The 11,060-nt window shown below is 61.3% G+C and carries 9 protein-coding genes; 2 read left to right on the forward strand and 7 right to left on the reverse strand.

The features are described 5' to 3' along the window. Window positions 1-133 precede the first annotated feature (133 nt). From ACKUG4_RS28125 to ACKUG4_RS28135, 3 genes are read right to left on the reverse strand one after another with little or no spacing between them, the layout of a single operon-like run. Window positions 134-1,159, reverse strand: a complete 1,026-nt coding sequence (locus ACKUG4_RS28125; RefSeq protein ID WP_445435279.1) for a histone deacetylase family protein — start codon at window positions 1,157-1,159, stop codon at window positions 134-136. A gap of 3 nt (window positions 1,160-1,162) precedes the next feature. After that, on the reverse strand, window positions 1,163-2,401 hold the full coding sequence (locus tag ACKUG4_RS28130; RefSeq protein ID WP_445435280.1) for a Zn-dependent hydrolase: 1,239 nt from the start codon (window positions 2,399-2,401) through the stop codon (window positions 1,163-1,165). A 22-nt stretch (window positions 2,402-2,423) separates the two neighbouring features. Further along, entirely contained in the window at window positions 2,424-3,734 is a 1,311-nt protein-coding gene (locus ACKUG4_RS28135; protein ID WP_085649314.1) for an MFS transporter, read from the reverse strand. A gap of 162 nt (window positions 3,735-3,896) precedes the next feature. On the opposite strand from ACKUG4_RS28135, the gene ACKUG4_RS28140 reads away from it, so the two are divergent. After that, window positions 3,897-4,832, forward strand: coding sequence for a LysR family transcriptional regulator (locus ACKUG4_RS28140; RefSeq protein ID WP_064598173.1), 936 nt, complete (start codon window positions 3,897-3,899; stop codon window positions 4,830-4,832). On the opposite strand, the gene ACKUG4_RS28145 is transcribed toward ACKUG4_RS28140, so the two are convergent. Genes ACKUG4_RS28145 through ACKUG4_RS28155 form a run of 3 tightly spaced genes read right to left on the reverse strand, consistent with a single transcriptional unit; the run spans window position 4,826 to window position 7,805 of the window. Further along, a complete protein-coding gene (locus ACKUG4_RS28145) occupies window positions 4,826-5,755 on the reverse strand; it encodes a 2-hydroxyacid dehydrogenase (RefSeq protein ID WP_445435281.1) in 930 nt (309 codons plus the stop codon). The genes ACKUG4_RS28140 and ACKUG4_RS28145 overlap by 7 nt on opposite strands. Further along, window positions 5,752-6,507, reverse strand: coding sequence for a class II aldolase/adducin family protein (locus ACKUG4_RS28150; protein ID WP_064598177.1), 756 nt, complete (start codon window positions 6,505-6,507; stop codon window positions 5,752-5,754). The genes ACKUG4_RS28145 and ACKUG4_RS28150 overlap by 4 nt, the downstream gene beginning before the upstream one ends. Next, on the reverse strand, window positions 6,504-7,805 hold the full coding sequence (locus ACKUG4_RS28155) for an MFS transporter (RefSeq protein ID WP_445435282.1): 1,302 nt from the start codon (window positions 7,803-7,805) through the stop codon (window positions 6,504-6,506). Before ACKUG4_RS28155 ends, ACKUG4_RS28150 begins: the two co-directional genes overlap by 4 nt. A 144-nt stretch (window positions 7,806-7,949) precedes the next feature. Between ACKUG4_RS28155 and ACKUG4_RS28160 the strand changes: the two genes are divergently transcribed. Beyond that, window positions 7,950-8,909 carry a LysR family transcriptional regulator gene (locus ACKUG4_RS28160; RefSeq protein WP_064381145.1) on the forward strand — a complete coding sequence of 320 codons (960 nt, stop codon included), beginning with the start codon at window positions 7,950-7,952 and terminating at the stop codon, window positions 8,907-8,909. Window positions 8,910-8,921: 12 nt separating this feature from the next. On the opposite strand, the gene mrdA is transcribed toward ACKUG4_RS28160, so the two are convergent. Beyond that, the gene (mrdA, locus tag ACKUG4_RS28165; RefSeq protein WP_445435283.1) at window positions 8,922-10,814 is read right to left on the reverse strand and encodes a penicillin-binding protein 2; all 1,893 of its coding nucleotides are present in this window, start codon (window positions 10,812-10,814) and stop codon (window positions 8,922-8,924) included. Window positions 10,815-11,060 lie beyond the last annotated feature (246 nt).

Genomic DNA, 11,060 nt, shown 5'->3' on the forward strand with positions numbered 1-11,060 from the left:
TCCGTACTGGCTAGAGTCGGAATCGAGCTTTTAGTCCCGCCCACCCCTTCAAGTCTAAACATACAAGCGAGCTTGCTAGCGATGGCTTCAGGGCGATGGCAAGCACCACCGGTGCTACGGCAGGTGGGGTGCCTCAGCGTTGCCACACCTCGCCATTCACGAAAAACGCTCGGGCATTGTCTTCGAGACTTTCCAGGTGATAACCGCCCTCCTGCACGATCAGGCATGGCAGATCCAGGCTGCGGATCCGCTCACCCAGTACCGCAAAGCCCTCACGAGTCACGGCGACTTTGCTTTGTGGGTCCAGCTCATAGATATCGAAACCCAGCGACAGCACCAGCACCTCGGCGCCGAACTCGCGTACCGCGTTCAATGCGACTTCCAGTTGCCCGAGGAAATCCGCTTCGCTTGAACCATGGGCCATCGGCAGGTTGAGATTGAAGCCCTCCCCCGCGCCGCTGCCGCGTTCGTCGGCGAACCCGGCGACGCCCGGATAGAAGTTGGTCGGATCACCATGCACCGAGACGTAGAGCACGTCATCGCGGTCGTAGAAAATCTCCTGGATACCCTGACCGTGGTGCATGTCGGTGTCGAGCACGGCGACTTTTTCAAACTTGGCGCACAGCACTTGCGCCGCCACCGCTGCGTTGTTCACGTAGCAGAAACCGCCCGCTGCTTCTGCCCGGGCATGGTGCCCCGGCGGACGGCACAAGGCGTAGGCCGCCGGCTCGCCATCGATCAAGGCTTGCGCACCGGCCACTGCGCTTTGCGCCGACCAGTAGGCGGAACGCCAGGTCTGCTCGCCGACCGGGCAACTGCCGTCCGCCAGATAGCGCGCCGCCTGGGCGAGGATGCCGCGCAAGGCGTTGGGCTCGCGGACGAAGATGTTCGACATCACTTCATCGCCCCAGTCTTCGGGGATTTCCTTCCAGCGTGCATGCGCTTCCTGAAGGAACGTCAGATACGGCGCACCGTGTACCGCCAGCAACGGTGCGAGGCCGGCATCGATCGGCTGCTCGACACTGAAACCCAAACCGTGGGCGGCCTGCACCAGACGTTGCGCACGCTCGGGGACTTCCTGCGGCGTGCGCATCTGCCCCCGCGAGTAATAGCTGCGTGGATGGTGGAGCAATTGTTCGGGGTGGAAAAAACTGCGCATGGTTCAGGCTCCCTGTTCGATTCGACCGGCGCGAGCCAGCACGGCGTTGAGCAATACATCGGTGCCCTGCTTCACATCTTCGGGCAACACGTCTTCGGCTTCGTTGTGGCTCAGGCCGCCAACGCACGGGATGAACACCATCGCCGTCGGGCAGTAGCGTGCAAGATGAATCGCGTCATGCCCGGCGCCGCTGACAATCGACTGCTGAGCGTAGCCCAGCGCATCTACCGCTTCTTGCACCGACGCCACGCACTCGGCGTCGAACGGTGTGGCCGGGCTGATCCAGTGCGGGGTGATCGTCAGATTCAGACCTCGCCCATCGGCGATCGCCTGCAGGCGGGCGCGGACTTGTTGCTCCATGGTGGCAATGGCGTCGTCGCGGTGATGACGCAGATCGACGGTGAAATTCACCAGCCCCGGAATGGTGTTGCGCGAGGACTTGTTGATACTCAACTCGCCGACCGTGGTCAGGCCTTCGGGGGCAAAATCCGTGGCCAAGCCTTCAATCGCCTGAATCATCCGCGCCACGCCGTACAGCGCATCTTTGCGCAGCAGCATCGGCGTGGTGCCGGCGTGAGCGGCCATGCCTTCGACACGCACATCGAGCCAGCGGATCGCCTGACCGCCCGTGACCACGCCGATGCTTTTGGCGTTGTCCTCGAGGATCGGGCCTTGCTCGATGTGCGCTTCAAAATACGCATCCACCGCGCCGCCCAACGGGCGCTCACCGGCATATCCGGTGCGCTGCAAGGCCTCGGCAACGCTGATGCCATCGACATCGCGCACCGCCAGCGCGGCGTTCAGATCCATGATCCCGGTGAACACCGCCGAGCCGAACATGGCCGGGGTGAAGCGTGCGCCTTCTTCGTTGGTCCATACTGCCACTTCCAGCGGTTTGCGGGTCTGGATGTTCAGGTCGTTGAGGCAACGTACCACTTCCAGCCCGGCGAGCACGCCGTAGACACCGTCGAATCGCCCGCCTTCGGGCTGGGTGTCGAGGTGGCTGCCCATCATCACCGGCGCGGCGTCCGGATCGGTGCCGGCGCGACGGGCGAACAGGTTGCCGATGGCATCCACGCTCAGGGTCATGCCGGCTTCGCGGCACCAGTGGGCGAACAGTTCGCGACCGGCCTTGTCTTCGTCGCTCAATGCCAGACGGCAGCTGCCGCCGCGGGCTGTCGCACCGATTTCGGCCATGGCCATCAGGCTCGCCCACAGGCGTTCGCCATTGATTTTCAACATGAGGTTCTCCTGAAATTCCGGGTCAGGCACGGGCCAGTTCCGCGCGATGAGCACTGGCGTGACGACGGGCGAGGGACAGCACGCACACCAGCGAAATGCCGGCGATCAGGCTGTAGAACACCGCCATCGGCCACCACTGCCCGGTGAACTTGTGCGCGAGCATCGTGCCGATCAGCGGCGTCAGCCCACCGGCCACCGCGCCGCAGATCTGATAGGCCAACGAGATCGCGGTGTAGCGCACGCGGGTCTCGAACATGCCGCTGACATAACCGGCGATCACCGCATAGAACGAGGCCATGCACACCACCGCCAGCGCGATGCCGAGGATGATCAGCGGCGCTTGGGCCGAGCTGACCAGCACGAACATCGGATACGGCGAGGCCATCGCCAGCAGCGATACCAAGCAAAGGAAACGCGTCGCGCCGATCTTCTCCGCCGTCCACGCGGCCAGCGGCTGAATGCAGAACTGGATGATCGCGACGAAGAACAGGCATTCGAGAATCAGCGAACGTGGCAGCGCCAGTTGCTGAGTGGTGTAGGCGATCATGAAAGTGTTGGTGAAATACACCCCGGCGATGCCCAGCGTGTTGGCGCCGATGCACAGCAACAGTGGGCGCCACGCGGTGCGCAGGACTTCCATCACCGGCGCCTGCTCTTTCTTGATTTGCTTGCTAGCCTGCTCGCGGCTGGCGAGGAATTCCGGTGACTCATTCACGCCCAGACGAATCGCCAGGCCCACCAACAGCAACAGCGCACTGGCGAGGAACGGCAGACGCCAGCCCCAGCTCATCAGATCTTCTTCCGGCAAACGGGTCACCGCGCTGAACGCCAGCAGCGACAGGATCAGACCCGCCGGACTGCCCAGTTGCGCGAACGAGGCGAAGAAATTGCGCCGCCCCTTCGGCGCATGCTCACCGGCCATCAACACCGCCCCGCCCCACTCGCCACCGACGGCAATGCCCTGGACGATGCGCAACAGAATCAGCAGCACCGGTGCTGCCGCGCCGATCTGCGCGTAGGTCGGCAGCAGACCGATGCACACCGTGACCACACCCATCATGAGCAGCGTGATGATCAGGGATTTCTTGCGGCCGATACGGTCGCCGATATGGCCGAAGATGATCCCGCCCAACGGCCGGGCGAAGAAGCCCACGGCGAAGGTGCCGAATGCGGCCATGGTGCTGAACAGCGGATCGTCGGAGGGAAAGAACAGCGCGCCGAACACCAGCGCGGCGGCGGTGGCGTAGATGTAAAAGTCGTACCACTCGATCATGGTGCCGATGAAGGCTGCGGCCGCCGCACGGCGCGGCTGGTTCGAAGCGTGGGGCTTCATGGGGTCGGGCTCCTTTGATTGTTTTTTTGGCAGGAGGAAAACGTAAATCCAAGGCGCTCTGGCGGCGCCTGTCGTGGGGTGATTTATCGTCCTGGGGCTATGATTAGTCAATTTTCTATTTATTATTCCGAGTATTACCCCACCTTATAATCGAGAAATCCCATGGCCGAACGCGACGTCCAGCGCCTGCTCAACGACCGCCTCGACTGGAACCTGCTGCGTACCTTCCGGGTAATCGGCCAGGAGCTGAGCATCAGCCGCGCCGCCGCGCGTCTGCACCTGACTCAACCGGCGGTGAGCCAGGCACTCAAGCGTCTGGAGGAGCAACTGGGTCGCCAGTTGATCGCCCGGCGCGGCCCACGCTTTGCCCTCACCGAAGTCGGCGAGCAGATCTTCGAACTGGCCGGCGAGATCTACGGGCAAATGTCCCAGGTCAGCAGCCTGCTGGAGCAACCGGCTGACGAAGTGATCGGCAAGGTGCGACTGCTGATCATCAGCCGGATCTTTTCCGAGCGTTTCGATGACTTCCTTGCTGACTTTCATCGGCAGTATCCACGGGTGGATCTGGAGGTCGATGTGATGCGCAGTTCGGACATCGTCAGCGCCCTTCAGGAGAAAACCGCGACGCTCGGCCTTAGCCTCAATCGCCGCCCGCAACCGCGTCTGGAACAGCGTCTGTTTCTGCGTCAACGCTATGCGTTCTTCTGTGGCAAACACCACGCGCTGTTTGGCCGACAGGACATCGGCGAAGGCGATTTGCAGCGTGAGAATTTCGTCAGTTTCACCAGCGACCAGATTGGCGGCATGCTCTCGCCGCTGACGATTTTTCGCGATCAACAGGGCTTCAGCGGACGCATCGTTGCGTCATCGCCGAGCCTGGAAGAAGTACGGCGACTGGTGATCGCCGGGTTCGGTATCGGTTGCCTGCCGGAGCACGTGGTGGCAGCGGACGTCGAGGCCGGATTGCTCTGGCGCCTGCCGCCCCACGAGGGTATTGCCGATGTCGACATTCATCTGCTGTGGAACCGCGACCAGCGCTTGAGCCGCGCCGAAACGCTGTTCATCGAACGCTTGCAGGCCTGCCTGGCGGATCAGTAACCGAGCAGGCGATCCGCGCTGTTGAGCAGCGGCTCGCCGGCATTCAAACGGCGGAAGTTCTCGGCGATCTGATCGGCGATGCAATCGTGGGAGGCAGCCGAAGCCATGTGCGGAGTGATGGTCACGCCCGGGGTTTTCCACAGTGGATGATCGGCGGGCAGCGGTTCCTGTTCGAAGACATCGAGCAGCGCCCCGCGCAGTTTTCCACGGGCCAGCGCTTGTCGCAGATCCTCGATATTCAGGTGCCCGCCGCGCCCGACGTTGACCAGCGCCGCGCCGTTTGCCAAGTGCTCGAAAGTCTGGCGATTGAGGATGCCGCGAGTCTCGTGAGTCAGCGGCAACAGATTGATCAGCAATTCCACACCGTCGAGGAACGGGTGGAAAGCACCGGTGCCGGCAAAGGTCTGCACGCCCGGTAAATCCTTTTTGCTGCGCGCCCAGCCACGCACGTCATAACCGGCACTGGCCAGGTCTTGGGCAATCGCGCTGCCGAGCGAGCCGAGCCCCATCACACCGATCCGGAACTCACGGGCCGGGCGTTGCAGCGGTCGCTCCCAATGCTGTTGGCGTTGTTGCTCGAGCACTTGATCGAAGCCGCGATGAAAGTGAATCACCGCCCAGCGCACATACTCGGTCATGCCTTGGCGATGGCCGGGATCAACTACCCTGCACACTGGCAAATCCGGGCACGACGGATCGTGCTCCAGGTGATCAATGCCGGCGGCGACCGAGTGAATCACTTGCAAATTAGGCAACGCGGCGAGGCTGTCCGGCAGCGGAAACCAGCACGCCGCGATCTGCGCATTCGCCGCCCGGGGATCGTCGGCCAGCACCGCTGAAAGCTGCGGCGCACGGCGGGCAAAGGCTTCCTGCAATTGTTTGAGCAACAGCGTATCGCGGGACATCAGTGCAACGGTGTTCATGACAGATAGGACTCGCGCTGGGATTCGATCAGGGTCAATGCGGCCTCCCAGGCCAGGTCGATGATGTTGTCCTGCTCATCGCGGTCGAACTGCTCGGCGGTGTGGGCGCAGACTTCCGGCGACGGGAAATGCAACTCGCAACCGCCGGCCAGCGCCTGCACTTGTGCCTGGCAGGCACGCTCCAGAAAGTGGATTTCCTGGAATGCCTGGGCCACGCTCGAACCACCGACCAGCAGGCCGTGATTGCGCAGGATCATCGCCCGGTGCGGGCCGAGGTCGGCGATCAACCGATCGCGCTCGTCCAGCGACAGAGCGATACCTTCGTAGGTGTGGTAAGCGAGTTTTCCGTAGAACTTCAGCGCGTGCTGACTGATCGGCAGCAGGCCCTGTTTCTGCGCGGCGACGGCCATGCCGGCGGCGGTGTGGGTGTGGATCACGCAGTTCAGATCCGGCCGCGCCATGTGGATCGCCGAGTGGATCACGAAGCCGGCAGCGTTGACCCGATGCCCGGCGTACTCAGGGTCGACGATGCGCCCGTCCTGATCGATGCGCACCAGATCGGAGGCGCGCATGCGGTCGAAAATCACGCCGTAGCGGTTGATCAGGAAATGGTGCTCAGGCCCCGGAATCCGCAGGGTGATGTGGGTGTCGATCAGGTCGGTCATGCGAAAGTGCGCGATCAATCGGTACAACGCCGCGAGCTCGCAACGGGCTTGCCATTCGATCGGGTCAATGTGGGCGGGCTTACTCACGAATACACCTCTTTGTTGGTATGAAGGACGACCGGGTTGGCCCGCAAGCGCGCGAGGCCGCAGACACCGATCAGAGACAGGGCGGACAGCAGCGTGAAGAACACCGCCAATGGCAGCCACTGTCCGGAGAACTTGCTGGCCAGCAGCGTGCCGATCAGCGGCGTGGTACCGCCGGCCAACGCACAGCTCAACTGGTAAGCGATGGAGATCCCCGAGTAGCGCAGGTGCACCGGGAAGGCCTGGGTCATGTACCCGGCGATCACCGCGTACAAGGCCGAGAGAATCACCACCGCGACAGCGATGCCGAGGGTCATCAACAGAATGTTTTGAGTGCCGACCAGCAGGAACATCGGGTACGGCGTGCCCATGCACAGCAACGCCACCAACATCAGGAATCGGCCTTCGCCGATACGCTCGGCGAGCAGTGCCGATAACGGTTGCGACAGCAGTTGAATGACTGTCACCAGGAACAGGCAGTCGAGAATGGTCGCGCGCGGAATGCCCTGATATTGGGTGACGTAGGTGATCATGAAGGTGTTGGTGAAGAAGAACCCGGCCGAACCGATGGTGACTGCGGCCGCGGCGAACAGGATCTGCCGCCAGCACTGACGGATCACGTCTTTCACTGGGTATTTAGCGGTTTCGTTGTTGTCCTTGGCCTTGGCGAATTCCGGCGATTCATGCACCCCGGAGCGGATCATCAGGCCGACCATCATTAGCACGCCGCTGGCAAGAAACGGTAGACGCCAACCCCAGGCGAGGAAGTCTTCCGGCGACAGCGACGTCACCAGTCGAAACGCGATCAACGCCAGCAGCAAACCCGCCGGGCTGCCGAGTTGTGCAAAGGAGGCATAGAAGGTTTTACGCTTGGCCGGGGCGTGCTCACTAGCCATCAACACTGCCCCGCCCCACTCGCCGCCGACGGAAATGCCCTGAATCAGGCGCAACGCGATCAGTCCGATGGGCGCCCAGATGCCGACGCTGGCGTAGCTCGGCAACATACCGATACCCGCCGTGGCCAAGCCCATCAACGCCATGGTCACCAGCAGCATTTTCTTGCGACCGAGACGATCGCCCAAATGACCGAACACCATCCCGGCCATCGGGCGGGCGATGAAGCCGACAGCAAAACTGCCGAACGCGGCGAGGGTGCTGGTCACCGGGTCGCTGCTGGGAAAGAACACTTGCCCGAGCACCAATGCGGCGGCGGTGGCGTAGATGTAGAAATCGTAGAACTCGATGGTCGTGCCAATGAAGGCAGCGGCCGCGGCGCGACGCGGCTGAGCGGTGGTGTGCATGCAAGAACCCTGTGTATTTATAGTTTTGGGCAGGTGTCGAGGCGGCTGACGGTCGCGCTCTGTGGCGCTTGTGGGCTTTATCGCTTCCGTGAAAGGATTAGTCAATTTTCAAAAACTTATCTTTACTATTAGCGTGGCTACTACATGACCTCCTCCGCAAATCCCTGGATTGGCCGGCGTTTTCTCAATGACCGGCTGGACTGGAACCTGCTCCGCACGTATCTGGTGATCGGGCAGGAAGGCAGCATGAGCCGTGCCGCTGCCCGCTTGCACATCACCCAGTCGGCAGTCAGCCAGGCGTTGAAACGTCTCGAAGAACAACTGGATTGTGTGTTGATTGCGCGCAGTGGAAGGCGCTTTGATCTGACGGAAACCGGGGAAGAAGTCCTGCGGATTGCGGCGGATATCTACGGCGATATTTCCCGTTTGGGCACGGTGGTCGAGAACCGCCATGACGACGTTGTCGGCAAGATCCGCATCCTCACCGTCAGTGGCGTGCAGGCGCGGCATTACGACGAGTTTCTTGCGGATTTCCACGAAACTCACCCGAAAATCGAGCTGGAAGTCGAGGTGATGGGCAGCTCGAACATCATCAGTTCATTGCTGCAAAAGACCGCTACGGTAGGTGTCGGATTGTGTCGTCTACCGCAGCCGAGGCTGGAACAACGGGTTTTGTTTCGTGAGCGCTATGCGTACTTTTGCGGACAGCGGCACCGGCTGTTCGGGCAGCAGAATCTGACGCTGGAGCAACTCGCGGCAGAAAACTTTGTCAGCTTCACCAGTGATCAGCTCGGCGGCAATCTTTCGCCGTTGACGCTGTTTCGTGATCAACAGGGCTTTACCGGCAAGATCGTCGCATCCTCCACCAGTTTCGAAGAGATTTACCGTCTGATCTGCGCAGGCTTCGGGATTGGCTGTCTGCCGATTCACCTGGTTCGGCGGGATGTCGAACAGGGCTTGCTGTGGCGTTTGCCGCCGGAGGATGGGGTGGTGGATTTCGATATTCAGCTGCTGTGGAATCGCGAGCAGAAGATGACTCAGGCGGAAACGGTGTTCCTCGACAGCTTCCAGCACATGCTCAGCTTGCGTGAGCCTGTGCTGTGAAGCTGTGACGGATTACACGTGGGGATCGCCCGGCGCTTTGGTCGGCGCCGCGTATTGCGGCTTGAGGTGACCGTCCTGGTCGAGTAGCCAGGCGTCCATGATCTGCCGCACTACGGGACCTGCAACGCGGCCACCGGCCTCGCCGTTTTCGATCATCACCGAGATCACGATCTTCGGATGTTCGGCGGGCGCAAAGCCAACGAACAAGGCGTTGTCACGGTGACGTTCGAGGGTTTTCTCGCGGTTGTAGCGCTCGCCCTGCTTGATCGCCACCACCTGCGCCGTACCGCTCTTGCCGGCGATGCGATATTGCGCACCGGCCGCCGCCGCACGGGCAATACCTCGGGCGTCGTGCATCACCATCTGCATGCCATGATTGACCTGTTCCCAGTCACGGGGATCCTTCAGCAGGATATTCGGCATCGGGTGTTCGTCCACCGGTGCTACGCCGTCGACGGTCTTGGCCAGATGCGGACGGTTCCAGACGCCCTTGTTGGCGATCAACGCGGTGGCCTGGGCCAGTTGCAGTGGCGTGACTTGCATGTAGCCCTGGCCGATACCGAGAATCACCGTCTCGCCAGGGAACCAGGCCTGACGACGAGTTGCACGTTTCCAGGCTTGGGACGGCATCAGGCCGGGTGACTCCTCGAACATGTCGAGCGAGACTTTCTCGCCGAGGCCGAACATCGCCATGTAGTCGTGCAGGCGATCGATGCCGAGCTTGTGCGCCAGGTCGTAGAAGTAGGTGTCGTTGGAGCGCATGATCGCGGCGTCCATGTCCACCCAGCCGTCGCCGCTGTGGTTCCAGTTGCGGTACTTGTGATCGAAATCAGGCAGTTGGTAGTAACCCGGATCGAAGACGCGGGTCTGAGGCGTGACCACGCCGGCGTCGAGCCCGGCAATCGCCACTTCTGGCTTGATCGTCGAACCGGGCGCGTACAGACCGCGCAAAACACGGTTGAACAGCGGGCGGTCGATGGAATCGCGCAACGCGGAATATTCCTTGGAGCTGATGCCGGTCACGAACAGATTGGGGTCGAAGCTCGGGTTGCTGACCATGGCCAGCACTTCGCCGGTCGAGGGGTCCAGTGCAACGACCGAGCCGCGACGGTCGCCCAGTGCGGCTTCGGCGGCTTCCTGGAGTTTGACGTCAAGGCTCAGAACGATGTTTTTGCCGGGTATCGGATCGGTGTGTTTCAGCACGCGCAGTACGCGACCCTGAGCGTTGGTCTCAACTTCCTCGTAACCGACGTGGCCGTGCAGTTGTGGCTCGTAAAAGCGTTCGATCCCGGTCTTGCCGATGGATTGGGTGCCACGGTATTCGACAGAATCGAGAGTCTTGGATTCTTTTTCGTTGATACGGCCGACATAGCCGATCGAGTGTGCGAAGTGTGCGCCCAATGGATAGTTACGAACGAATTGCGGCTCGACATCCAGACCCGGCAGGCGGAACTCGTTGACTGCCAGCACGGCGATCTGTTCTTCGGTCAGCTCATAGAACAGCGTCACTGGTGTAAACGGGTGACGCGACTGCTTCATGGCCTTGTCGAAGACTGCGCGGTCTTCGGCGGGCAGGTGCAGGAGGTTGATGACTTCATCCAGCTCCCGGTTGACGTCCGTCGCACGTTCTCTTGTGATCGTCAGGTTGTAGCTGGGACGGTTGTCGGCCAGCAACACGCCGTTGCGATCGTAGATCAGGCCGCGTGTCGGCGGGATCGGCAGGACATGGACGCGATTGTTTTCGGAGATGGTCGAGTGGTAGTCGAACTCGACGACTTGCAAGATGTACAGGCGCACCACCAAGGTGCAACTAATGGCGAAGACGAACAAGGCACAGGCGATCAGGCGTTTGTTGACCAGCCGCGTCTCTTTTTCGTGATCTTTGATTGGGATGGGTTCGGGCATTTCTGCAGCCACTCTTTGACAAAAAAATGAGCGCCGATCCTTGGGCGTGACATCAGTCCGTTAAAAAACGAGCTGCACCATACCAAAAACCGGGCGGTCATTTCAGAGGGATTTCCCCAATGGTTGCGATCGTGACGGTTGGAGCTTCAGCTTCCTCCAGGCACTTTCCTGCGGACAAAACAAAACCCCAACTGCTTTCGCAATTGGGGTTTCGGAATTTAATCTTGACGATGACCTACTCTCACA

This window comes from Candidatus Pseudomonas auctus (genome assembly GCF_048654275.1).
Taxonomy (GTDB): domain Bacteria; phylum Pseudomonadota; class Gammaproteobacteria; order Pseudomonadales; family Pseudomonadaceae; genus Aquipseudomonas; species Aquipseudomonas pharyngis.

Bases quoted from the DNA above. Each gene is read 5' to 3' on its own strand.
- ACKUG4_RS28140 (WP_064598173.1), top strand. From the start codon at position 3,897: ATGGCCGAACGCGACGTCCAGCGCCTGCTCAACGACCGCCTCGACTGG.
- ACKUG4_RS28155 (WP_445435282.1), bottom strand. From the start codon at position 7,805: ATGCACACCACCGCTCAGCCGCGTCGCGCCGCGGCCGCTGCCTTCATT.
- ACKUG4_RS28130 (WP_445435280.1), bottom strand. From the start codon at position 2,401: ATGTTGAAAATCAATGGCGAACGCCTGTGGGCGAGCCTGATGGCCATG.
- ACKUG4_RS28135 (WP_085649314.1), bottom strand. From the start codon at position 3,734: ATGAAGCCCCACGCTTCGAACCAGCCGCGCCGTGCGGCGGCCGCAGCC.
- ACKUG4_RS28160 (WP_064381145.1), top strand. From the start codon at position 7,950: ATGACCTCCTCCGCAAATCCCTGGATTGGCCGGCGTTTTCTCAATGAC.
- ACKUG4_RS28145 (WP_445435281.1), bottom strand. From the start codon at position 5,755: ATGAACACCGTTGCACTGATGTCCCGCGATACGCTGTTGCTCAAACAA.
- ACKUG4_RS28125 (WP_445435279.1), bottom strand. From the start codon at position 1,159: ATGCGCAGTTTTTTCCACCCCGAACAATTGCTCCACCATCCACGCAGC.
- mrdA (WP_445435283.1), bottom strand. From the start codon at position 10,814: ATGCCCGAACCCATCCCAATCAAAGATCACGAAAAAGAGACGCGGCTG.